At 40.9% G+C, this 22,704-nt stretch carries 37 protein-coding genes; 33 read left to right on the forward strand and 4 right to left on the reverse strand.

Annotated features, from left to right (window positions below):
* The first annotated feature begins 75 nt into the window (after nt 1–75).
* On the forward strand, nt 76–1,329 hold the full coding sequence (locus ACY8DT_RS07670; protein WP_462419744.1) for a lipid II:glycine glycyltransferase FemX: 1,254 nt from the start codon (nt 76–78) through the stop codon (nt 1,327–1,329).
* A 332-nt stretch (nt 1,330–1,661) separates the two neighbouring features.
* On the opposite strand, the gene mspA is transcribed toward ACY8DT_RS07670, so the two are convergent.
* From mspA to ACY8DT_RS07685, 3 genes are read right to left on the reverse strand one after another with little or no spacing between them, the layout of a single operon-like run.
* Nucleotides 1,662–1,973 carry a membrane stabilizing protein MspA gene (gene mspA, locus ACY8DT_RS07675; protein ID WP_462419745.1) on the reverse strand — a complete coding sequence of 104 codons (312 nt, stop codon included), beginning with the start codon at nt 1,971–1,973 and terminating at the stop codon, nt 1,662–1,664.
* Nucleotides 1,970–3,124, reverse strand: coding sequence for an MFS transporter (locus tag ACY8DT_RS07680; protein ID WP_462419746.1), 1,155 nt, complete (start codon nt 3,122–3,124; stop codon nt 1,970–1,972). Before ACY8DT_RS07680 ends, mspA begins: the two co-directional genes overlap by 4 nt.
* A 21-nt stretch (nt 3,125–3,145) precedes the next feature.
* On the reverse strand, nt 3,146–3,316 hold the full coding sequence (locus ACY8DT_RS07685) for an SE1832 family protein (RefSeq protein WP_462419747.1): 171 nt from the start codon (nt 3,314–3,316) through the stop codon (nt 3,146–3,148).
* A gap of 117 nt (nt 3,317–3,433) precedes the next feature.
* On the opposite strand from ACY8DT_RS07685, the gene ACY8DT_RS07690 reads away from it, so the two are divergent.
* The 5 genes from ACY8DT_RS07690 (at nt 3,434) to ACY8DT_RS07710 (ending at nt 7,623) form a co-directional block, all read left to right on the forward strand.
* The gene (locus ACY8DT_RS07690) at nt 3,434–4,129 is read left to right on the forward strand and encodes a phosphotransferase (protein WP_462419748.1); all 696 of its coding nucleotides are present in this window, start codon (nt 3,434–3,436) and stop codon (nt 4,127–4,129) included.
* Between the two features lie 378 nt (nt 4,130–4,507).
* Entirely contained in the window at nt 4,508–5,422 is a 915-nt protein-coding gene (gene ehuB / locus ACY8DT_RS07695; RefSeq protein ID WP_462419749.1) for an ectoine/hydroxyectoine ABC transporter substrate-binding protein EhuB, read from the forward strand.
* Nucleotides 5,423–5,492: 70 nt separating this feature from the next.
* A complete protein-coding gene (locus ACY8DT_RS07700) occupies nt 5,493–6,155 on the forward strand; it encodes an amino acid ABC transporter permease (RefSeq protein ID WP_462419750.1) in 663 nt (220 codons plus the stop codon).
* Nucleotides 6,155–6,856 carry an ectoine/hydroxyectoine ABC transporter permease subunit EhuD gene (ehuD, locus tag ACY8DT_RS07705; RefSeq protein WP_462419751.1) on the forward strand — a complete coding sequence of 234 codons (702 nt, stop codon included), beginning with the start codon at nt 6,155–6,157 and terminating at the stop codon, nt 6,854–6,856. The genes ACY8DT_RS07700 and ehuD overlap by 1 nt, the downstream gene beginning before the upstream one ends.
* Nucleotides 6,853–7,623, forward strand: coding sequence for an amino acid ABC transporter ATP-binding protein (locus ACY8DT_RS07710; RefSeq protein ID WP_462422244.1), 771 nt, complete (start codon nt 6,853–6,855; stop codon nt 7,621–7,623). Before ehuD ends, ACY8DT_RS07710 begins: the two co-directional genes overlap by 4 nt.
* A 47-nt stretch (nt 7,624–7,670) precedes the next feature.
* Here ACY8DT_RS07710 and ACY8DT_RS07715 read toward each other — a convergent pair whose 3' ends face one another.
* The gene (locus tag ACY8DT_RS07715) at nt 7,671–8,459 is read right to left on the reverse strand and encodes a PepSY domain-containing protein (protein WP_462419752.1); all 789 of its coding nucleotides are present in this window, start codon (nt 8,457–8,459) and stop codon (nt 7,671–7,673) included.
* Nucleotides 8,460–8,643: 184 nt separating this feature from the next.
* On the opposite strand from ACY8DT_RS07715, the gene ACY8DT_RS07720 reads away from it, so the two are divergent.
* From ACY8DT_RS07720 to rpmJ, 27 genes are all read left to right on the forward strand, one after another.
* Complete coding sequence (locus ACY8DT_RS07720; RefSeq protein WP_462419753.1) at nt 8,644–9,282, forward strand: YczE/YyaS/YitT family protein; 639 nt, start codon at nt 8,644–8,646, stop codon at nt 9,280–9,282.
* A gap of 58 nt (nt 9,283–9,340) precedes the next feature.
* The gene (locus ACY8DT_RS07725; RefSeq protein WP_462419754.1) at nt 9,341–10,675 is read left to right on the forward strand and encodes an NCS2 family permease; all 1,335 of its coding nucleotides are present in this window, start codon (nt 9,341–9,343) and stop codon (nt 10,673–10,675) included.
* Between the two features lie 314 nt (nt 10,676–10,989).
* Nucleotides 10,990–11,298 carry a 30S ribosomal protein S10 gene (rpsJ, locus tag ACY8DT_RS07730; protein WP_052255473.1) on the forward strand — a complete coding sequence of 103 codons (309 nt, stop codon included), beginning with the start codon at nt 10,990–10,992 and terminating at the stop codon, nt 11,296–11,298.
* Between the two features lie 24 nt (nt 11,299–11,322).
* Entirely contained in the window at nt 11,323–11,985 is a 663-nt protein-coding gene (rplC, locus tag ACY8DT_RS07735; protein ID WP_462419755.1) for a 50S ribosomal protein L3, read from the forward strand.
* A 30-nt stretch (nt 11,986–12,015) separates the two neighbouring features.
* Nucleotides 12,016–12,636 (forward strand): 50S ribosomal protein L4, encoded by a 621-nt coding sequence (gene rplD / locus ACY8DT_RS07740; RefSeq protein ID WP_462419756.1) that lies wholly within the window; start codon nt 12,016–12,018, stop codon nt 12,634–12,636.
* The gene (gene rplW / locus ACY8DT_RS07745) at nt 12,636–12,908 is read left to right on the forward strand and encodes a 50S ribosomal protein L23 (protein WP_462419757.1); all 273 of its coding nucleotides are present in this window, start codon (nt 12,636–12,638) and stop codon (nt 12,906–12,908) included. The genes rplD and rplW overlap by 1 nt, the downstream gene beginning before the upstream one ends.
* A gap of 32 nt (nt 12,909–12,940) precedes the next feature.
* Entirely contained in the window at nt 12,941–13,771 is an 831-nt protein-coding gene (gene rplB, locus ACY8DT_RS07750; protein WP_462419758.1) for a 50S ribosomal protein L2, read from the forward strand.
* Between the two features lie 60 nt (nt 13,772–13,831).
* Nucleotides 13,832–14,110, forward strand: a complete 279-nt coding sequence (gene rpsS / locus ACY8DT_RS07755; protein WP_462419759.1) for a 30S ribosomal protein S19 — start codon at nt 13,832–13,834, stop codon at nt 14,108–14,110.
* A gap of 31 nt (nt 14,111–14,141) precedes the next feature.
* Nucleotides 14,142–14,537 (forward strand): 50S ribosomal protein L22, encoded by a 396-nt coding sequence (gene rplV, locus ACY8DT_RS07760; RefSeq protein ID WP_462419760.1) that lies wholly within the window; start codon nt 14,142–14,144, stop codon nt 14,535–14,537.
* Nucleotides 14,538–14,557: 20 nt separating this feature from the next.
* Entirely contained in the window at nt 14,558–15,202 is a 645-nt protein-coding gene (gene rpsC, locus ACY8DT_RS07765) for a 30S ribosomal protein S3 (protein ID WP_462419761.1), read from the forward strand.
* 15 nt (nt 15,203–15,217) lie between these two features.
* Entirely contained in the window at nt 15,218–15,652 is a 435-nt protein-coding gene (gene rplP / locus ACY8DT_RS07770) for a 50S ribosomal protein L16 (RefSeq protein WP_462419762.1), read from the forward strand.
* Nucleotides 15,642–15,851 carry a 50S ribosomal protein L29 gene (gene rpmC / locus ACY8DT_RS07775; protein ID WP_052255482.1) on the forward strand — a complete coding sequence of 70 codons (210 nt, stop codon included), beginning with the start codon at nt 15,642–15,644 and terminating at the stop codon, nt 15,849–15,851. The genes rplP and rpmC overlap by 11 nt, the downstream gene beginning before the upstream one ends.
* 17 nt (nt 15,852–15,868) lie before the next feature.
* On the forward strand, nt 15,869–16,132 hold the full coding sequence (gene rpsQ, locus ACY8DT_RS07780) for a 30S ribosomal protein S17 (protein WP_462419763.1): 264 nt from the start codon (nt 15,869–15,871) through the stop codon (nt 16,130–16,132).
* A 30-nt stretch (nt 16,133–16,162) separates the two neighbouring features.
* Nucleotides 16,163–16,531: a 50S ribosomal protein L14 gene (gene rplN / locus ACY8DT_RS07785; protein ID WP_052255484.1), complete on the forward strand. Its 369-nt coding sequence runs from the start codon at nt 16,163–16,165 to the stop codon at nt 16,529–16,531.
* A gap of 30 nt (nt 16,532–16,561) precedes the next feature.
* Entirely contained in the window at nt 16,562–16,888 is a 327-nt protein-coding gene (gene rplX / locus ACY8DT_RS07790) for a 50S ribosomal protein L24 (protein ID WP_092984564.1), read from the forward strand.
* 27 nt (nt 16,889–16,915) lie between these two features.
* On the forward strand, nt 16,916–17,455 hold the full coding sequence (gene rplE / locus ACY8DT_RS07795; RefSeq protein ID WP_462419764.1) for a 50S ribosomal protein L5: 540 nt from the start codon (nt 16,916–16,918) through the stop codon (nt 17,453–17,455).
* Between the two features lie 20 nt (nt 17,456–17,475).
* Entirely contained in the window at nt 17,476–17,661 is a 186-nt protein-coding gene (locus ACY8DT_RS07800) for a type Z 30S ribosomal protein S14 (protein WP_052255487.1), read from the forward strand.
* A 30-nt stretch (nt 17,662–17,691) separates the two neighbouring features.
* Nucleotides 17,692–18,090 (forward strand): 30S ribosomal protein S8, encoded by a 399-nt coding sequence (gene rpsH / locus ACY8DT_RS07805; RefSeq protein WP_052255488.1) that lies wholly within the window; start codon nt 17,692–17,694, stop codon nt 18,088–18,090.
* A 24-nt stretch (nt 18,091–18,114) separates the two neighbouring features.
* A complete protein-coding gene (gene rplF / locus ACY8DT_RS07810) occupies nt 18,115–18,651 on the forward strand; it encodes a 50S ribosomal protein L6 (protein ID WP_462419765.1) in 537 nt (178 codons plus the stop codon).
* 25 nt (nt 18,652–18,676) lie between these two features.
* A complete protein-coding gene (gene rplR, locus ACY8DT_RS07815) occupies nt 18,677–19,039 on the forward strand; it encodes a 50S ribosomal protein L18 (RefSeq protein ID WP_462419766.1) in 363 nt (120 codons plus the stop codon).
* 20 nt (nt 19,040–19,059) lie between these two features.
* Nucleotides 19,060–19,560, forward strand: coding sequence for a 30S ribosomal protein S5 (gene rpsE, locus ACY8DT_RS07820; protein ID WP_462419767.1), 501 nt, complete (start codon nt 19,060–19,062; stop codon nt 19,558–19,560).
* Between the two features lie 15 nt (nt 19,561–19,575).
* Complete coding sequence (gene rpmD / locus ACY8DT_RS07825; RefSeq protein ID WP_462419768.1) at nt 19,576–19,755, forward strand: 50S ribosomal protein L30; 180 nt, start codon at nt 19,576–19,578, stop codon at nt 19,753–19,755.
* Between the two features lie 27 nt (nt 19,756–19,782).
* On the forward strand, nt 19,783–20,223 hold the full coding sequence (gene rplO / locus ACY8DT_RS07830) for a 50S ribosomal protein L15 (protein WP_462419769.1): 441 nt from the start codon (nt 19,783–19,785) through the stop codon (nt 20,221–20,223).
* A complete protein-coding gene (secY, locus tag ACY8DT_RS07835) occupies nt 20,223–21,521 on the forward strand; it encodes a preprotein translocase subunit SecY (RefSeq protein ID WP_462419770.1) in 1,299 nt (432 codons plus the stop codon). Before rplO ends, secY begins: the two co-directional genes overlap by 1 nt.
* Nucleotides 21,522–21,534: 13 nt before the next feature.
* Nucleotides 21,535–22,182: an adenylate kinase gene (locus ACY8DT_RS07840; protein ID WP_462419771.1), complete on the forward strand. Its 648-nt coding sequence runs from the start codon at nt 21,535–21,537 to the stop codon at nt 22,180–22,182.
* 150 nt (nt 22,183–22,332) lie between these two features.
* Nucleotides 22,333–22,551, forward strand: a complete 219-nt coding sequence (gene infA / locus ACY8DT_RS07845) for a translation initiation factor IF-1 (protein ID WP_052255496.1) — start codon at nt 22,333–22,335, stop codon at nt 22,549–22,551.
* A 30-nt stretch (nt 22,552–22,581) separates the two neighbouring features.
* Nucleotides 22,582–22,695: a 50S ribosomal protein L36 gene (gene rpmJ / locus ACY8DT_RS07850; RefSeq protein ID WP_003156543.1), complete on the forward strand. Its 114-nt coding sequence runs from the start codon at nt 22,582–22,584 to the stop codon at nt 22,693–22,695.
* The last annotated feature ends 9 nt before the right edge of the window (nt 22,696–22,704 follow it).

Here is a 22,704-nt window from a genome sequence, read left to right on the forward strand (position 1 = left end):
TTAGTATAGTAAGTCTCATATTCAGCCACCTTTCATAAATGGAATTATAACAGATTTATTGGATTGGAGATAACCATGTATAAACGTTTGCATTTAAATGAGGAAGAGCATAATAGATTTATCGAAGAACATCCGAACGGCGACCTGCTTCAGCTGACAGACTGGGCAGAATCGAAAAAGCTTACAGGGTGGTATTTCAGAAGGTTTGCACTGGCAGACGAAAATTCAGAACTAAAAGGCGTCGCGACACTTCTGTTTAAGAAAGTGCCGAAAATAAATACAACACTGTGCTATATATCAAGAGGCTTTGTGTGTGATTACCATGACAACGCCCTGGTGGAAGCGATGTTGAAAGAAGCGATCATAGTTGCCAAAGACGAAAAGGCATATGCTATAAAAATTGATCCGGACCTGCCTGTCGATGAGTATGAAGATGCTTTGGAAAATCTGAAGATATTAGGTTTCAAACATCATGGTTTCCAGGACGGTATGAGCAAGAATACGATTCAGCCTCGTCAGACGATGGTTACTGACATTGATAAGAATGATGCGGAGCTTCTGCAGAGCTTTGAAAGAAACAACCGTACAAAAGTCCGGAGTGCCCTCAAAAAAGGAACGGAAGTATATACGGCTGGAAGAAACGAGCTTAAAACCTTTGTGAATCTGATGGAAGAAACCGGAGAGCGTGACGGCTTTCTGACAAGAGACATCACTTATTTCGAATCGATGTATGACAATCTGCACCCGAATGGCCATATGGAACTGTTCCTGGTCAGACTCAACCCTTCAAAAGTGGAGATATCGGTGAAAGAAGATCTTGAGAAGCTTGAAAATGAGATGAAAAAAGCACATAAGAAAAAAGACAGTGGAAAAAAAGATAATCAGTTAAGAGATTTGAGCAACAGACAGGACAAACTCTATAAACAGCTTCAGGATGCTGAAAAACTTCAGAAAGAGCATCCGGACGGCATAGTATTGTCAGGCGCACTTTTAGCACTTTCAGGACACAAGTCATATTATTTATATGGTGCTTCATCAAACGATTACAGAGATTTTCTGCCGAATCACCATATGCAGTATGCAATGATGCAGTATGCGAGAGATAAAGGCGCAAAAACTTACGATTTCGGCGGTGTCAGTGTGATGCCTGAAAAGGAGTCCCCTCATTTTGGACTATGGCAGTTCAAGAAAGTATGGGGGACGGAAGTTTCCGAAAAGATCGGGGAATTCGATTATATACTCAAACGACCTCTCTACACTGCAGCAGAAGTGGCAATGCCGATTCTTCAAAAGGGAAAAGTCAGATTGAATCAGTTAAGAAAGAAATAATGAGAAAAAAGGTTGGCATCTGATTCGGATGCCAACCTTTTTATAATAAGTAGGGACGTGTGAGAAGCATAAAGAAAATGAACAATACGGACAAGATACTTATGATGGATAAGATTAAGCAGGTTGTTTTGTAAAAAAAGTGATTTTCATATAAGTATGGGCCGTTTTTCCATGAACGGACACCCATCATGATGCCGAATATCGCAGTAAAAGCCCACAAATATAAATTGAAAAACATTACACCTTCATTTAAAAAGTAATTTATGAAAAATAAAAGCTGCATCAAGATTAAAAGTATAGATATAACTCTTCTCATATTTTCACCTTCTGATTTAATTCGTGAAAATCATTATGATCAGGACTGCAGCAAACATCGCTGTAAATGCATAGATTAGAAATACATTGTCACGATCATTTTTATTCTCTTTAAAAGCAGCAATTTCAATTGACAGCATCAAAGATAAGCCGAGTACAAAGACAATGACAGCAGCGGGGTTCACGAGTGACAGGCTGTAGATGAGAATCATCATCATGAATGCGACTCCTGAAATCAATCTGAGTATATCCAGTGTCCGATTTCTCATCATCATCACTGTGGAGTATCCGATCACCAGGTATATCAGCATCATCAGTACGAAGATCATAACGCCACCTGCTTTCTTTTACGGTAATATTGGAAAATGAAGAATGTTGCAAATATGGTCAAGCCTGCTCCGAACCAGAACGGAACGCCAGGTGCCATGACAAATAACAGGTTGAAACTGATTGGCCCGACTATTCTGCCCAGGCTGTCCATTGAATATGTTGTGGAGGTCATGCGTCCCATTTCATGGGATTGTGCTTCCTTCGTGATTTGTGAAGTGACCAAAGTTCTTACCAGAGCGTTGCCTACCATAAGGAAGACGATACAGAAACCGGCATATATCAGGCCGTTCATAAATGGCAGCATGATAAACGCGATGAGTGTAAATGCCTGCCCGATGAGCATGAACGGCATTTCCTGACCATCTTTTAGCCTGCGGATGACTCCGCCTTGGACGATGGCATTGAATATGCCGCCGATAAAGAACAGTATGCCCATTTCAGCAGGCGTAATATTGATTCTTTCAATCCCGAGCAGCTGGAATGTACTTTCCATACCACTGTTGATCAGCATGATTAAAAACGTACATACTAATAAAATGCCCACCGGCTGCAGCAGATACTCTGTGGGCAGCGTGATGTTCTTCCTGACATTTGTTGTGGGCTTATAAGTTTCCTTGATTTTAAATATAGAAAAGATCAAAGTTGCCAAAATGACGAGGGTCGTCATAAAATAGGCTAAGCTCAGACTGATACCGGCGAGCAGCCCTCCGATACCCGGACCGAAAATAAAGCCCATACCGATGGACATGCCTATAAGGCCCATATATTTAGTCCGTGTTTCACGGGTTGTAATATCAGCAACCATACTTGTTGTAGCTGTGTACAGTGCACCTGATGCGGCGCCACCCACTATACGGCTTATGTATAGGATCAACAGATTATCTATAAAAACACCAAATATGAAAAAGCTGAATGCAAAAGCCAATAACCCATATAGCAAAATTTTGCGGCGGCCGACTCTATCACTCAGCCGTCCAAAGTAAGGTGCTGATAGAAAGCTCGCCAATGAGTATATCGCAAGCAGCCATCCCATATGAGTCGTAGATGCACCCAGTTCAGTAACGATTTCCGGTATGACAGGAATAATCATGCTGAAACCGAAGTAGATCAGAAACTGAACAATCATGATTACGGTTATCATTCTCTTCATTTCATGCACTTCCTGGAAACATTATTTTTGTTGCTTGATTTTATTTTTGGTTTCTTTTATCTGATTTTCAATATCTACAAGCTGTTTCTCGAGAGGTATTGTGTTATTGCCGGTATTCTCAACTTTTTCCAGGTCGCCCTGGACACGGACATAATCATATTTCAGTTCTTTCAGTTTGTATTCCAAATCCATGTTTACACCACCTTAAATACTAGTTGTATCATATCATAAAGTTACATTATTAGGGGAAACTCTAAATGACTTTTCGGCTACATCTTAGGTATGATTATAATGAATGGAGGAAATATGATGCATACCTTTGAAATTTATGAAGAATATTATAAATGGAGCCCGCTGCAGGGTGAGGAAGCAGCTGAAATTTATTTATTGGAATATGGTAAAGATGAAGAGCCGAATCAATATGAGCCGACAGAGGCGTTGATTGCAAAGTCATATACAGATGATATGAAAAAAACGAGAAGAGAACATAAGCGTCAGCTATGGTTGGAAATCAACGGAGTAAACGGCGTACCGAAGCCGGTGACATATTATCAGGAAGACTATGCCTACCTTTTTTATATTGCATTGCCTGGTGTCGGCGCAGATTCATTTTTAGAAGATGCAGATCAGGAAAAACGAGCAGGACTTTTAAAACAGGCGGGGCGTTATTTGAGTCTATTACATAAAACCAAGATAGAAGACTGTCCGTTTGTATTTTATGATGAAGAAAATGATATGCATAATGACATCGTTCTCGGACACGGAGATTTTGTTCTGTCGAATGTCATCGTGAATGAAAGTTATATTACAGGGAGTGTTGATGTCATCAATATTGGAATGCGCGACCGTTATGTCGATATCGCAAGTATGGTTAAAAGCATTGAAGACATTATAGGTCCTGAGTATGTCAATCACTTTTATGAAGGATATCGTATATTGAATGATGTCGATTTGGAGAAACTGGAATATTTTAAAGAGCATGGGGACGGGGACCAGCATATTTAATGATGAATGGCGTGATGATGTGATAAAAATACATCATCACGCCATTTTATTTACTAAAATGATACTGAACCATTATCATAATTGAGTTGATTAAAACTATTTTTCACATAAAAATTAAATGATTATAATAAAAAAACATAATACAGAACTTTTACACTTTAACAAAATTAGGAGGCACTTTTTACACATTTACTGTTACAATAGTGTTACAACTATAGTAATATAAAAATATGATTTGGTTTCTCAATACAACATATTTTGTATTGAAAGCACTTTTTCGTCTCTGCACCCATTTTTATCCAATCCAGTATTAACTTGGCTTGGGCTTACATAATCATGTGTGCTTAAGTTTTAAAAATTATATAGGAGGAAATTTATATGAAGAAACTCACTTTATTACTTACTCTTACTGTGGCACTCGTACTCGCTGCATGTGGCAATGGTAACGGCGGCGACTCAGACAACGGTGAAGCTGAAGGTAACGGTGATGACGGCAGAGTAGCTGAACTTCAAGAAGAAGGCACAGTAAACGTCGGTTTCTCTAACGAACCCCCTTATGCATATGAAAACACTGATACAGGGGAGCTTGAAGGGGTAAATATCGAGATTGCAACAGCAGTGTTCGAAGAAATGGGGATAGAGGAAGTGAACGGTCACTTGACAGATTGGGGAGAACTGATCCCAGGTGTTCAGGCTGGACAGTATGATGTTATTACTGCCGGTATGGCGATACTTCCTGACAGATGTGAAAACGCAATTTTCTCAGAACCGGAAATGCAATATGGTGAAGGACTGGTCGTAGCTGCTGGCAATCCGATGGATATCCACAGCTATGCCGACATTGCGGACAACCCTGATGTAACACTTGCATTGATGGAAGGTACAACGCAGTTTGATTTCGTTGATCAGGAAGGCGTGTCTTCTGACCAGATCATGTCAGTAGCGGATATTCCTGGACAGCTTTCTGCTGTACAATCAGGAAATGCTGATGTAACTGCAGCTACAGGACCGACATTAAGAGAAGCATATGAATCATTGGACAGCGATGATGTCGAACTGGTCGAAGATTTCGAACAGCCGGATATTGTCGGTATTCCAAGCTTTGGTGCTGCGGCATTCAACATGGAAGATGAGGAGTTAAGAGATGCTTATAACGAAGCACTTGCAACGTTAAAAGAAGATGGCACAATTGATGAAATTCTGGATAATGACGACGGCTTTACTGCAGACGAAAACAGAGTCGCTGATGGTGAAGTGACTACTGAACAGCTTTGTGCTGGCGAAGAAGGTTAAAAATTATCGGGTCCAGTGATTCCTATGGAAGATCTGGACCTTTTCATTTGATTTTTAAGGGAGTGAGTCGATGTTTGAATCAGGGTTAACCATCCTTAGATATATATCACAAGGCCTGGGTACGACAGTAAGCATCTTTTTGGCTGCTGCTGGTTTAGCTTTCCTTATGGCATTCATTGCCGGCCTGTGCAGATTATCGGGTAATATCATTATTCGGGGATTCACTGCTTTTTATGTAGAGATTTTCAGGGGTACATCATTGATTGTTCAGTTATTCTGGTTATATTATGCAGTTCCGATGCTGTTTGGCATCAACCTCGGAAGTAATTGGTGGATAGGCGTAATCGCCGTTGCATTAAACTACGGCGCATATATGTCCGAGGTTGTAAGAACATCTATAATTTCTGTGGATAAGGGGCAGACGGAAGCGGGTATCGCATTAAATTTGAGCCGTTTCCAAAGGATGAAAGATGTCATATTACCTCAGGCACTCAGACTTATGCTGCCGGAATTCGGCAACTATTCGATACAGATACTCAAAGGTACTGCCTTAGTATCATTAATCGGACTGACTGACCTATTGTATTACGGTGATCTCTACCGTTCTACTAACCTTTCAGAAGGCCCATTGGCATACTTGATGGTACTGGTCATGTACTTCATCATTGCATTGCCTCTCATATGGCTGTCCAGGAAAGGTGAAAAAATCGCTAAGAGAGGGGTGGCCAGCTAATGAATTATTGGAGTTGGGAAACATTTCTTGATGCATTTCCTATAATTGTCATGGCTATCAATGTAACACTCGGCCTGACGGTTACCAGCTTTTTATTAGCCTTGATCGGCGGGTTTGTCTGGCTGATTTTGGAATCGACACCTGTGAAGTCTTTCAACTTTATAATTTACTGGATAAGAGAATTCATCAGGTCGACACCGCCGCTCGTACAGATTTTCTTCCTTTATTTTGCCTGGCCGATGGTACCTTATGTAGGCATGTCATTTACGCCGTTCGTCGCAGCGATGATTGCGCTGGGCATACATTTTTCAACTTATGTCAGTGAAGTTTATCGTTCTGGTATAGAAAGTGTGGATAAAGGGCAGTGGGAAGCGTCAACAGCGCTTAATCTGTCAATGAAAGACAAGTGGTTTAACGTAGTTCTGCCACAGGCGCTGCCGCCGACGATTCCGATGCTGGGAAACTATTTGATCATCCTGTTCAAAGAAGTGCCGTTGGCAGCAACGATTGGCGTGGTCGGCATACTAAGTACTGCGCGCAGCTATGGCGCACAGACATGGTCCTATTTGGAACCGTTGACGATCGTGGCAATTTTATTCTTAGTATTAAGCTATCCATCAGCACTGCTGATCAGAGCTTTAGAGAAAAAAGTGAACCGCCGCTTTGATAAAAAGAAAATGAAAGTGAAGGTGACCGAATAATGGAACCGATTGTTCAATATAATGATGTTCACAAGTCATTTGGTGATACACATGTTTTAAAGGGGATCAATCTGGATATCCGCCCAAGTGAAAAGATTGCAATTATCGGACCGAGCGGATCTGGTAAGACGACAATTATTCGGTTGTTGATGACTTTGGAAGAACCGACGGAAGGCGATATCTATGTTGCAGGAAAAAACTTGTGGAAAATGGAGAAGAACGGGAAAATGGTGGCTGCGAATGAAAAGCACCTTGGCAGCGTACGTAAGGATATCGGCATGGTTTTCCAGCACTTCAATCTGTTTCCGCATAAGACGATTTTGGATAATTGTGCAATGCCGCTTGTAAAAGTTAAGAAAATGAAAAAAACAGAAGCGCGCGAGGAAGCCAAGCAGATGCTGGACCGTGTAGGGCTGGGGGATAAGTATGATGCTTATCCGTCAAATCTGTCCGGTGGCCAGAAACAACGTGTCGCTATGGCGAGAGCTCTGGTGATGAAGCCGAAAATCATGCTCTTTGATGAAGTCACCTCTGCACTTGATCCAGAACTGGTGGGTGAAGTGCTCGAGGTCATCAGAGACCTTGCAGAGAATGACGAGATGGCGATGGTTCTCGTCACACACGAAATGGATTTTGCTCTGGAAATTGCAGACAGGGTTTTATTCTTAGATGAAGGAGTGATTGCTGAATCAGGTACAGCCGACGAAGTGATCAACACTTCCGACAACCCGAGACTGCAGGACTTCTTAAGAAGATTCAGAGACTGAAAAAAGCTTGAACAGGAATTCCTGTTCAAGCATTTTTACTTTGAAATTTAATTGTCCACTTCAATCACTTCGCCGGATTCTGCATTGATTGTCACGTCTGTATCGTTGCCATTGTCAGTGTTGCGTAACTCGACATCGTATTCAAGCTGTCCGTCATCTTTGTCTAAAGTCCAGCTTTCAAGTTCTCCGCCGACTTCATCCATGGCAGTCTGCACCGCTTCATCATGCGGAATTGCATCGCCGTAGCTGAATTGGTCTTCTGTATCATTATTATCTTCAGATTCGGTTTCTTCATTTAATACTGATAAATCATCGGCCGACAAATCGACTTCATATTCTTCAGAATCATTCTCCAAATGTACTTTGTAGACCCATTGTCCGTTATCATCATCCAACTCCAGCTCTGTCAACTCTCCGTCAAAGTTTTCCTGTGCTGCTGAAACTGCATCTTCAGGAGTAGATCCCAGCTCGTCAAGTACTGCAACGCCTGTGCTGTCGGCAGATTCACTGCTCTCATCGGTTGTCTCATCAGTAGTCTCTCCGGTTGTATCCTGTTCACCGTCATCGGAGCCGCCAGTGCCATCTGACGAGTCATCTTCAACTGAGCCCTCAGAATCTGCGGTATCACCGGAAGTTTCTTCTTCTGATGTGTCGTCAGGGGATTCTTCAGTACCCTCCGTATCTTCTTCCGTAGTTGTTGTATCTTCAGTCTCTTCCACAGTAGTATCATCTGACTGGTCTTCAGGCGCCTGAGCCTCGTCATCGCCACCGCATGCACCGAGCAGAAGGCCTGTTGATAAAACTAATGTGGCTAATTTGTATTTGTGATTTTTCATAATAAACAGCTCCCTTTTAAGATAAAATAATTATTAAACTATCATTAATATGTACCTCACAAAATATAATTTCAAACATGTTGAAAAGTTTTTTATCATATCTCCATCATCACTTTGATTTGTCTATTGTTATTTCAGGGGGACAGCTATAAAATATATCTATACGTAGATAGGAGGATACTGATTGCGAAATTCGATAATAAAGCGCTGGATATTTTTTGTCACAGGTATGATTATTTTATCCCTGGGAGTCACACTCACTATAAAAGGCCGTCTTTTGGGTCTGGCGCCGTGGGATGTTCTTCATTACGGCCTATGGCAGACTTTTGGACTTACAATCGGTTCATGGTCAATCATTGTCGGTGCAGTCATTGTTATATTCACTGCAGTGGCATTAAAGCGACTGCCTAAACTGGGTGTATATATAAATATGTTTACGATTGGTATTTTTATTGATATTTTCAACTTTTTACTTCCGGATGTGGATGGCTGGATTATGCATGTCCTTGTATTTACTGTAGGGTTGTTCGTCATGGCTTTCGGAATAGCATTTTATATCACCCCTAATCTTGGTGCCGGCCCTCGCGACACACTCATGTTGTTTTTCATTGAAAAGTTTAATTTGAAGTTATCGAGTGCAAGAAACCTTATGGAGATTTTTGCATTGGTCGCGGGATTTCTACTGGGAGGCCCGGTGTTCATCGGTACGATCATAATAGTCTTTCTGCTCGGCAAGGCCATTGAAAAATTCCTGCCGCTTACCCGCCGGATGCTCGTCAGATTTATCGGCCATGAAGATCCGGATATAATTAAAGTCATATGATGATTGATTTGAAAACTTCCTATTATATAGAGGAAAATTAAAAGAACGGAGAAATGAAATGAAAAAGTATTTTGATTTCAAAGGACACGAAACTAATTACCGTCGTGAAATAATCGGCGGTATAACGACATTCCTGTCAATGGCATACATACTTGCAGTCAACCCATCCATGTTGTCCCTCCAGGGAATCGAAGGTGTCCCTGATGAGATGAAGATGGACATGAATGCAGTTTTCGTTGCGACAGCACTTGCAGCATTTGTAGGAACGTTGATCATGGGCGTATTTGCAAGATATCCTATAGCACTTGCCCCCGGGATGGGACTTAACGCGTTCTTTGCATTCACCGTTGTTCTGACTATGGGCATACCATGGCAGACAGCCCTGACGGGTGTTCTATTTTCCGGGTTAATATTTGTCGTTTTAACTTTGACAGGACTTAGAGAGTACATAATAAACTCCATACCTATGGAAATGAAAATGGCTGTCAGTGCCGGTATAGGTTTTTTCATCACTTTCGTGGGTCTGCAGGGTGCAGGTATCATCGCTGCGGACGAAGCGACACTTGTAAGCCTGGGCCCTGTGCATGATTCAGGCGTGCTTCTCGCAGCCTTTGGACTGCTGGTTACAGTCATTTTGATGGCTAAGAAAATTCCGGGAGCTATATTTGTCGGCATGATTATAACAGCTGTTGCGGGTGTATTGTTGAATCTTGTACCTATGCCTGATGGACTGATCAGCGCAGTGCCGAGTATTGAGCCGACCTTCGGTGCAGCTTTTGAAGCATTTGCAGAACCATCGCAGTTATTGAACACACAGTTTTTAATCGTAGTGCTTACATTTTTATTTGTAGACTTCTTTGATACGGCTGGTACCCTGGTGGGCGTTGCTTCCCAGGCAAACTTCATTAAAGATAATAAACTGCCGCGTGCAAACCGTGCACTATTGTCGGATGCTTTAGCGACAATTACAGGCTCTATATTCGGAACTTCAACCACTACATCATATGTTGAATCCACAGCAGGGGTCGCCGCCGGAGCACGAACCGGCTTTGCCAGTGTTGTAACGGCACTGCTGTTCTTATCTGCCATATTCTTTTCACCACTGCTTGTGACATTTACTTCAGAAGTCACCGCGCCTGCTCTCATCATAGTAGGAGCGTTGATGGCTTCGAATTTGACGAAGATACCGTTCAATCAGTTCGAGATAGCAGTGCCGGCCTTTCTGACAGTGTTCATCATGCCGCTGTCATACAGCATAGCAACCGGTATAGCTGTAGGTTTCATATTTTATCCGGTAACAATGATCATGGCTGGACGGCGTAAAGAGATTCATCCGATGATGTATTGGCTGTTCGTCATATTCATACTGTATTTCATATTTGTATCAGAATGACCGTTGTAATAAGTAACTGAATATCGTATAATAGTGGGGTCCGAAAAACCCAAAGCAAAAAGAGTGAAGAAATCTTAGTTTATCTATTGATTTTCTCACTCTTTTCGTGTATTATATCTAACGTTGGACTAAAAAGGTGGATGACACTGCCTTGACTAAGAAAAGTAGGGCGAACGTTGATGTTGCCGCTTTTCGATATCTAAGAAGCGAGAGGTTACTGACACACCCGGCCGCATTGCCATGGCAATGTGTTGGAAAATTTTCGTGGAGAAGTCTATCAAAACTATTGATGACGACCAAAGGAGGTAAAAATAATGGCAAAACAAAAAATTCGTATTCGTTTAAAGGCGTATGATCACAGAGTATTGGATCAGTCAGCGGAAAAAATCGTAGAAACAGCAAAGCGCTCAGGTGCAGATGTTTCCGGACCGATTCCACTGCCAACTGAAAAGACTGTCTACACAGTTCTTCGTGCGGTGCACAAGTACAAAGATTCACGTGAACAGTTTGAACAGCGTACGCACAAACGTCTTATCGACATTTTAAATCCTACACCGAAAACAGTTGATGCACTAATGGGCTTGAACTTACCATCGGGCGTAGACATCGAAATCAAATTATAATTTATAACAGGAGGTGGACTTTCGATGACCAAAGGAATCTTAGGTAAAAAAGTTGGAATGACTCAAGTTTTCGGAGAAAACGGAGAATTGATTCCAGTAACAGTAGTAGAAACAGCAGGTAACGTAGTAGTACAGAAGAAAGTTGAAGAAACTGACGGCTATAATGCTGTACAAATCGGTTTCGACGATAAACGCGAATACTTTGAAGGTGCTAAATCCAATAAGTATGCAAACAAAGCGGAAGCAGGGCATGCTACAGCTTCCGGAGCTCTCCCTAAGCGCTTCGTTCGTGAATTCAAAAACTTAAACGTTGAAGAATTCGAAATCGGTCAAGAAGTCACTGCAGATACATTTGAAGCAGGGGACTTTGTTGATATAACGGGAACTTCAAAAGGTAAAGGGTTTCAGGGTGCAATCAAGCGTCACAATCAGTCGCGCGGACCTATGAGCCACGGTTCCCATTTTCACAGGTCGCCTGGTGCCATGGCAGCAGCTGCGTATCCAGGAAGAGTTTTTAAAGGTAAAAAATTACCGGGCCGTATGGGCGGTAAAACAATTACCCTTCAAAACTTGGAAATCGTCCGTGTGGACCAGGAGCGCAATGTGTTACTGATCAAAGGTAACGTGCCGGGACCTCGTAAAGGATATGTAAAAATTGCAACTGCAAATAAAAAGAGTGTTAAATAAATAAAAAATCAGGAAGGGAGGATTTAACACATGGCAATCGATGTTTTATCTAAAGATGGATCAAAAGTTAATTCGATAGAATTAAACCAGGATATATTTGGTATTGAACCGAACCAGCACGTATTATTCGAAGCAGTTCAATTGCAGCGTGCATCACTTCGCCGTGGTACACATGCAGTAAAAAACCGCTCGGAAGTTCGTGGTGGAGGAAGAAAACCATTTAGACAAAAAGGAACAGGTAACGCACGTCAGGGTACAATCCGTGCACCTCACTACAGAGGCGGTGGAGTCGTATTCGGACCGACGCCAAGAAGCTATTCTTACAAAATGCCTAAGAAAATGCGCCGTTTGGCACTTCGCTCAGCACTCTCAGCGAAAGCTAATGAAGATGTATTGACAGTAGTGGACAATATCTCATTGGACGCACCAAAAACAAAAGAATTCCAGACAGTACTGGCAAATCTTAAAGCAGATAAGAAAGTTCTATTGGTTTTAGAAAGTGAGAACTTGAACATAGAACTTTCATCCCGCAACTTACAAGGTGTGACGGTAATCACTCCGGAAAACCTTAATGTCCTGGATATCCTTTCTGCAGACCGTGTTATTTTCACGGAAGGTGCAATCACTAAAGCAGAGGAGGTACTTCTGTAATGGATGCTCGCGATATTATCAAACGTCCAGTAATCACTGAACGTTCAGCAGACTTGATGCAAATGGACAAGTACACATTTGATGTGGACGTAAAAGCAAACAAAACACAAGTTAAAAAGGCTGTCGAAGAGATCTTCGATGTAACAGTTGAAAAAGTTAACATTATGAACTATAAGCCGAAGAAAAAACGTATGGGTCGCTACGAAGGCTATACAAATAAAAGAAGAAAAGCGATCGTAACATTAAGAGAAGGCTCGATTGAAATCTTTTAATCAGAGTCATACCATTAAGGAGGTAAAACGAGATGGCAATAAAACATTATAAGCCAACCACGAATGCTCGTCGTAATATGACTGGTTCGGACTATGCTGAAATCACATCAACAACTCCAGAACGGTCATTATTACAGCCGCTGCCGAGAAAAGCGGGTCGTAACAACCAGGGTAGAATGACTGTACGCCACAAAGGCGGCGGACACAAACGTCAATACAGAGTCATTGATTTCAAACGTATTAAAGACGGTGTTCCTGGAAAAATTGCTACGATTGAGTATGATCCAAACCGTTCAGCAAACATTGCATTAGTTCAATATGCTGATGGAGAAAAAAGCTACATTTTAGCACCAAAAGGAATTACTGTAGGTACGGTAATCGAGAGCGGTCCTGATGCTGACATCAAGACGGGTAATGCTCTTGCACTGCAGGATATCCCGGTAGGTACAATGATTCATAATATCGAGTTGAAACCAGGACGCGGCGGACAGCTGGTACGTTCAGCAGGTGCGCGTGCACAAGTGCTTGGTAAAGAAGGAAAATACGTATTAGTAAGACTCAAGTCCGGCGAAGTAAGAATGATTCTTGCAACTTGCCGTGCGACAATCGGTGCTGTCGGCAACGAACAGCATGAACTTATCAACGTTGGTAAAGCCGGCCGTTCCAGATGGAAAGGCATGCGTCCAACAGTTCGTGGTTCTGTTATGAACCCTAACGACCACCCACACGGTGGTGGTGAAGGCCGTACACCAATCGGTATGCCGTCACCATTATCACCATGGGGTAAACCTACTCTTGGTAAGAAGACGCGTAGAGGTAAAAACCGTTCTAACAAGATGATTGTCAGAAAACGTAAAAAATAAATAAAATAAAGCTGTGCGGACTCATACTCCGCACACAATTTTGATAGAGGAGGCTCCCTAATGGCTCGCAGTCTTAAAAAAGGACCTTTCGTCGATGGTCATTTGATGAAAAAGGTTGAAAACTTAAATGAAACCAATAAAAAAAGCGTTATAAAAACATGGTCTCGCCGTTCAACGATTTTCCCTAACTTTATCGGGCATACAATTGCAGTTTATGACGGCCGCAAACATGTACCGGTTTACGTTACAGAAGATATGGTCGGACATAAACTTGGAGAGTTCGCACCAACAAGAACTTTCAAAGGTCACGGCGACGATGACAGAAAAACAAAAAGATAAGAAATAACTGGTTATAAAGGAGGAACGGAACATGCAAGCGAAAGCAGTTGCTAAAACAGTTAGAATTGCTCCACGTAAAGTGAGACTTGTTTTGGATTTAATCCGCGGTAAAGAAGTCGGAGAAGCAATGTCTATCCTACAGCTTACAAATAAAAGATCTTCGCCTGTTGTTGAGAAGTTAATCAAATCAGCAGTAGCGAACGCAGAACATAACTATGACATGGATGTTGACCATCTGATCGTATCAGAAGCATACGCAGATGAAGGGCCAACTCTAAAACGTTTCCGTCCACGTGCTCAAGGTCGTGCGACAAAGATCAACAAACGCACCAGCCACGTAACTATCATTGTTGCAGAACCTGCATCCCTTGAAGAGGATACGGCAGTGGAATCAGAAGAAAACGAAAAAGTAGAAGAAAAAGCTTAAAAATTAAGGAGGGAATTAATTTGGGTCAAAAGATTAATCCAATTGGTCTTCGTACAGGTGTTATCCGTGATTGGGAAGCAAAATGGTATGCAGATAAAGAATTCGCCGATCTATTACATGAAGACTTGAAAATACGTGAGTATATCGAGACAAATCTTAAAGATGCATCTATTTCTAAAGTTGAAATTGAACGTGCAGCTAATCGAGTTAATATCGCTGTTCATACTGGTAAGCCAGGTATGGTTATCGGTAAAGGTGGTAGCGAAATTGATAAATTACGTACTGCTTTGAACAAATTAACTGGTAAGAGAGTTCATATCAACGTTGTTGAAGTTAAGAAAATCGACATGGATGCTAAATTAGTTGCGGAAAGTATCGCTCGTCAACTAGAAAACCGGGTATCATTCCGTAGAGCTCAGAAACAAGCACTTGGAAGAGCACTTAAAGCAGGTGCGAAAGGTATCAGAACGCAAGTATCTGGACGTTTGGGCGGAGCAGATATCGCTCGTTCAGAAGGCTACAACGAAGGAACAGTTCCACTTCATACACTACGTGCAGACATTGACTATGCTCATGAAGAAGCTGACACGACTTATGGTAAATTAGGTGTCAAAGTATGGATATACCGTGGAGAAGTTCTTCCTGTAAAAAAAGATAACAAGTAAAGGAGGAAATTGATTATGTTATTACCTAAAAGAGTAAAGTACCGTCGCCAGCACCGTCCGACTACTAAAGGACAATCAAAAGGCGGTAATCAAGTATCATTTGGTGAATATGGTCTGCAAGCTACGACTACTGCATGGATCACTTCAAGACAGATTGAAGCAGCGCGTATTGCAATGACACGTTTCATGAAACGTGGCGGTAAAGTTTGGATTAATATTTTCCCGCACACGCCGTATACAAAGAAACCATTAGAAGTACGTATGGGTTCAGGTAAAGGTGCAGTTGAAGGATGGATTGCAGTTGTTAAACCTGGAAGAATCATGTTTGAAGTTTCTGGTGTAGAAGAAGAGGTTGCTAAAGAAGCACTTCGCCTTGCCAGTCATAAACTTCCGGTAAAAACTAAAATCGTTAGACGTGAAGAATTAGGTGGTGATACGAATGAAAGCTAATGAAATCCGTGATTTAACTACGTCAGAGATTGAAGATAACGTTAAAGAATTAAAAGAAGAACTATTCAACCTACGCTTTCAGCTAGCTACAGGTCAGCTAGAGAACACTGCTCGTATCAAAACGGTCAGAAAAACTATCGCAAGAATGAAAACAACTATTCGCGAGAGAGAGCTAGAAGAAGCAAAAGCCAATCAATAATATAGGAGGGTTATATAGTGGAAGAAAAAAACGATCGTAAAGTTTATCAAGGCCGAGTAGTATCCGATAAAATGGATAAAACAATCACGGTACTTGTAGAAACTTACAAAAGACACCCTATCATCAACAAACGTGTTAAATATTCTAAGAAATATAAAACACATGATGACAAAAACAGTGCGAAAATGGGCGACGTAGTAAAAATCGAAGAAACTCGTCCGTTATCAGCAACTAAACGTTTCCGTTTAGTAGAAATTGTAGAAGAGTCAGTAATTATTTAAACTACCAGAAGATAAAGGAGGTCCATTCGCATGATCCAACAGGAATCCCGCTTGAAAGTTGCAGATAACTCAGGGGCGCGTGAAGTATTGACAATCAAAGTATTGGGTGGTACGGGACGTAAAACTGCGAATATCGGTGATGTCATCGTTGCAACAGTTAAAAATGCAACGCCTGGCGGCGTTGTTAAAAAAGGTGAAGTTGTTAAAGCTGTCATCGTCAGAACTAAAACCGGCGCTCGCCGTGAAGATGGTTCATACATCAAATTTGATGAAAATGCATGTGTTATCATTCGTGATGATAAAGGTCCAAGAGGTACTCGTATCTTCGGTCCGGTTGCCCGTGAATTACGCGAAGGTAACTTCATGAAAATTATTTCACTTGCACCAGAAGTATTATAATCCCAATTTATATAAGGAGGTGCGATTTTCATGCACGTAAGAACTGGTGATAAAGTCGTTGTTATTAGCGGTAAAGATAAAGGTAAAGAAGGAACTATCCTTAAAGCCATCCCTGCAAAAGAAAGAGTTGTAGTTGAAGGCGTCAATATCGTTAAGAAACACCAAAAACCTTCACAGATGAATCCTGAAGGTGGAATTTTAGAAACTGAAGCTGCGATCCATGTATCTAACGTTATGCACGTTGATCCTGAATCAGGTGAACGTACACGTGTTCGTTATGAGGTCAAAGAGGACGGAACGAAAGTACGAGTTGCAGCAAAATCTGGAAAAGAAATACCAGTAGTTGAAAATAATTAATCAGTATAAATGAAAGGAGGACTTTAAGTGGCTCGTTTAAAAGAAAGATTCAATGAATCAATTAAAACAGAACTTGTAAATAAATTTAATTATTCTTCTGTAATGGAAGTACCAAAGATAGAAAAAATCATTGTTAACATGGGTGTCGGCGATGCAGTACAAAATGCTAAAGTGCTTGATACAGCAGTTGAAGAATTGCAGGCAATTACAGGTCAGAAACCTTTAATTACAAAAGCTAAAAAATCGATTGCGACATTCAGACTTCGTGAAGGTATGCCTATCGGTGCCAAAGTAACACTTCGCGGTGAAAGAATGTATGAATTTCTAGATAAGCTCATTTCAGTTTCACTGCCACGTGTAAGAGACTTCAGAGGTGTTTCTAAAAAAGCATTTGATGGTCGCGGTAACTACACGCTAGGTGTGAAAGAACAATTGATTTTCCCTGAAATTGACTACGATAAAGTTTCAAAAGTAAGAGGTATGGACATTGTAATCGTTACAACAGCAAACACAGATGAAGAGGCAAAAGAGCTGCTGACTCAGTTCGGTATGCCGTTCCAAAAGTAAGCTATTAAGGAGGCGAAAATGTGGCTAAAAAATCAATGATTGCTAAACAGCAAAAGAAACAAAAGTTTAAAGTAAGAGAATATACTCGTTGTGAAAGATGTGGACGCCCACATTCAGTAATTCGTCAATTCAGACTATGCCGTATATGTTTCCGTGAACTTGCTTACAAAGGCCAGATCCCTGGCGTGAAAAAAGCAAGCTGGTAATCGCCATAAATTGAAAGGAGGCAAATTTAAATGACAGTTTCAGATCCAATTGCAGACATGCTGACACGCATTAGAAATGCGAACATCGTCAGACATGAATCATTAGAAATCCCTGCATCAAATATAAAAAAAGAAATTGCCGATATCCTCAAATTAGAAGGATTCGTTAAAAATGTTGAGTACATCGAAGATGATAAGCAAGGTGTCATCCGCATGTTCATGAAATACGGAGGTAATAACGAGAGAGTTATTACTGGCTTAAAGCGTATTTCAAAACCGGGACTTAGAGTTTATGCTCAAAGAGAAGAGCTTCCAAAAGTTCTGAACGGCTTAGGTGTTGCATTAATTTCAACATCAGAAGGCGTACTTACAGATAAAGAAGCACGTAAAAGAAATATTGGCGGGGAAGTTCTCGCATACGTTTGGTAATATATTTTAGGAGGTGTAATCGATATGAGTCGTGTTGGTAAACGCGTCATTGATATTCCAAGTGGAGTAACAGTTGATATTGATGGTTCAACAATTACTGTTAAAGGACCTAAAGGTGAACTAGTAAACACTTTTAATGAAGAAATGACATTTAAACAAGAAGAAAATACACTTGAAGTTGTACGTCCAAGTGATTCTAAAGAACACCGCACAATACACGGAACAACTCGTTCTTTAATCAATAACATGGTTGTAGGTGTTTCTGACGGTTTCAGTAAAGACTTAGAGCTTGTGGGTGTTGGTTACCGTGCTCAAATGCAAGGTAAAAAATTAGTATTGAGCGTTGGACTTTCTCACCCGGTTGAATTTGAACCTTCTGACGAACTGGCTATTTCAGTTGATGGCAACACTAAAGTCAAAGTAGAAGGTATCAACAAAGAATACGTTGGAGCCTTGGCTTCAAAGATCCGTGCTGTAAGACCGCCGGAGCCTTACAAAGGTAAAGGTATTCGTTACAAGGACGAAATCGTTCGTCAAAAAGAAGGTAAAACTGGTAAATAATTAAACAAGTGAGGAGTGAACATCAATGATCTCTAAAGTAGATAAAAACAAAGTGCGTCTAAAAAGACATCAGCGTATCCGTAACGTATTGACAGGGACTGCTGAAAAGCCACGTTTGAACGTATTCCGCTCAAACAAACACATTTACGCACAAGTTATTGATGATAACAGTCAAACGACTTTAGCTAGTGCATCATCCCAAGACCCTGACTTTAAATTAGACAGTGGTTCAAATAAAGATGCAGCTTCAGAAGTCGGTGCATTAGTTGCAAAACGTGCAGTAGATAAAGGCATTGAAAATGTAATATTTGATCGTGGCGGTTATTTGTATCATGGACGCGTCAAAGCGCTTGCTGATGCAGCACGTGAAAATGGCCTACAATTCTAATCAAAGGAGGGAAAGCATAAATGGCTCGTAGAGATGATAAAGTAAAAGAATTCGAAGAACGAGTGGTTACTATAAACCGTATTGCTAAAGTAGTAAAAGGTGGACGTCGTTTCCGTTTTTCAGCATTGGTTATTGTTGGAGACAGAAAAGGACGTGTCGGCTTCGGTACAGGTAAGGCACAAGAAGTTCCGGAAGCTATCAAGAAAGCAGTAGAAGCTGCTAAGAAAGATTTAGTAGAAGTACCAATGGTTGACGGTACTATTCCACATGAAGTGATCGGCAGATTCAGCTCAGGTCAAGTGTTCATGAAACCAGCTGCGCCTGGTACTGGTGTTATCGCTGGTGGACCGGTTCGTGCGGTATTGGAACTTGCAGGTATCACAGATATCCTGAGTAAATCACTTGGTGCAAACACACCTATCAACGTTGTACGTGCAACATTAACAGGCATTTCTGAACTTAAGAATGTCGAAGAAGTTGCCAGACTCCGTGGTAAAACAGTAGAAGAGATCATAAATTAAGGAGGGACAATATAAATGGCGAAAATTAAAATTACCCTCAAAAAAAGTGTCATTGGGAAACCGGAAACTCAGAAGAAAACTGTAGCTTCATTAGGTTTGAAAAAAATCAACCACACAGTTGAACATGAGGATACACCTCAAATCAGAGGCCAGGTGGAAAAAGTCAGTCACCTAGTTACAGTAGACGAAAAATAATGATATTATGAAATAGGAGGTGCGAAGATGAAATTACACGAATTAAAACCTGTAGAAGGCGCACGTAATAAACGTCACCGTGTTGGTAGAGGTATGTCCTCAGGCAGAGGTAAAACTGCTGGACGCGGACATGATGGTCAGAACTCCCGTTCAGGCGGAGGCGTAGGTTTAACGTTCGAAGGTGGACAACTTCCATTATTCCGTCGTATTCCTAAACGTGGTTTCACAAACGTTAACCGCAAAGACTTTGCGATTGTCAACTTAAGTGATTTAAACCGCTTTGAAGATGGAACAGAAGTTACTCCAGAGCTGTTATTGGAAAATGGTATTGTTAAGGCTGAAAAATCTGGTATTAAAGTGCTTGGAAATGGTACGCTAGAAAAGAAATTAACAATTAAAGCTCATAAGTTTTCTGGTTCAGCTGCTAAAGCAATTGAGGAACAGGGCGGAAATTATGAGGTGATCTAATGATTGGAACACTCACCAATTTTTTTAGGATTAAGGAAATACGTAATAAAATTTTCTTTACTCTGATAATGTTAGTCATTTTTAAAGTAGGGACTTACATTCCTGTTCCTGGTGTTGATCCAGGTGTATTCGATATGAATCAAGGCCAACAGGGCGTGCTTGATCTTATGAATACTTTCGGTGGTGGGGCATTGATGAACTTTTCTATTCTCGCGATGGGAATAATGCCTTACATTACTGCATCAATTGTTGTTCAGTTATTACAAATGGATGTTGTTCCAAAGTTTTCAGAATGGGCGAGACAAGGCGAGGTCGGAAGACGTAAACTTGCTCAATTTACTCGTTACTTCACAATAGTACTGGCTTTTATCCAGTCCATCGGGATGAGTTATGCATTTAACCAGATGTTTAACGGAATGCTGATTAACGATAATAATATTGGTTCATATTTATTAATCGCGATTGTTTTAACTACAGGAACCGCATTCTTAATGTGGCTTGGCGAACAAATTACTGAACATGGTGTAGGTAATGGTATTTCAATCATTATCTTTGCAGGGATTCTCTCTGTGTTACCAAGTGCTTTGATCCAGTTATATCAACAGAGATTTACTGGTTCACAAGATACTACATTGGCGATTTTGGAATTAGTCGGTTTAATAATATTCTTATTATTATTAACTGCGTTTGCAGTATTCGTACTTCAGGCAGTTCGTAAAATCCCCATCCAGTATGCAAAACGTCAAAGAACGACATCACAACTTGCACCGCAGTCAACTTTCCTACCATTAAAAGTTAACCCTGCCGGTGTTATTCCAGTCATCTTTGCAATGGCATTCTTCATGCTGCCTCAAACATTTACACTGTTCTTTCCGGACGCAGACTGGGCACAGACGATTGCAAGATTTTCTGATCCGACGAACTATGTGGGTATGATTTTCTACATGCTTATCATCATAGGTTTCACTTATTTCTATTCATTTGTCCAGGTCAACCCTGAAAAGGTTGCTGACAATTTAAAGAAACAGGGGAGCTATGTACCAGGTATCAGACCGGGTAAGACTACAGAAAATTATATAACAAGCGTGTTATACAGACTTGTTTTTGTTGGTTCATTATTCCTGGCAGTAATTGCAATCATACCTTTAGTAGTGACTAATGTTTTAAACTTACCACCAGCTATTCAAGTCGGCGGTACAAGTTTATTAATCGTGATCGGTGTTGCATTAGAAACAATGAAACAATTAGAAGCACAAGCAAACCAACGAGAATACCGCGGCTTTAGAAAGCGCAGGTAGGAGGATTATGTGGATGAATATTATATTGATGGGCTTGCCTGGTGCAGGTAAAGGAACACAGGCCTCGAAGATTATCAAGAAATACCCGATCCCTCATATTTCTACTGGTGATATGTTCCGACTCGCTATTAAAAATGAAACAGAGCTTGGAAAAGAAGCTAAGTCATATATGGATAAAGGTGAACTTGTTCCAGACTCAGTAACTATAGGTATCGTTAAAGAGCGTCTGTCACAGAGTGATGCTAAAGAAGGCTTTTTATTGGATGGATTTCCTCGTACTGTAGAGCAGGCTCAAGCGTTAAATGATATAATGGACGAGTTGGATACTCAAATCGACCGTACAATTAATGTTGACGTTGATGAAGAGGAACTTATGAACCGTCTGACAGGCAGACGTATTTGTGAAATCTGTGGAACAGCTTACCATCTAGTCTTCAACCCGCCCAAACAAGAAGGCGTATGTGACCTTGATGGCGGCAAGCTGTATCAGCGGGAAGACGATAACCCGGAAACTGTCGCAAATCGTCTGGAAGTTAATTTGAAACAAACACAGCCACTGCTTGATTTCTATAAAGAACAGGGTGTTCTTGTCAATGTGGATGGCTCTAAAGACATCGATGATGTATTTGTTGAGATTGATGACATTTTACAAAACTTATAAATGTTCACCTCTAAACAGTACTTTAAGGTGAATATTACGTAACTTATTATAAAAATATATGAGTTCAATATTTATTTGACGTTAAGTGAATGCGATCTTCACCTGAAGTATATTTCGACAGAAATATGAAACTGTAAAGGGGGAATTGAAGTGAGTAAACAGGATGTAATTGAACTTGAAGGTACAGTACTTGATACTTTACCAAATGCAATGTTTAAAGTTGAACTAGAGAATGGACATGAGATTTTAGCACATGTCTCAGGTAAAATCCGTATGAACTATATACGTATTCTTCCTGGCGATAAAGTTACAATTGAAATGTCACCATATGATTTAACACGTGGCAGAATCACTTATCGTTTCAAATAATGGACTCCACATTTTAAGGAGGTAATACTCGTGAAAGTAAGACCATCAGTAAAACCCATCTGTGAGAAATGTAAAGTTATTCGCAGAAAAGGTAAAGTTATGGTAATCTGTGAAAACCCTAAGCATAAACAGAAGCAAGGATAAAATTAACGG

It is taken from the genome of Salinicoccus sp. Marseille-QA3875, assembly GCF_054950095.1.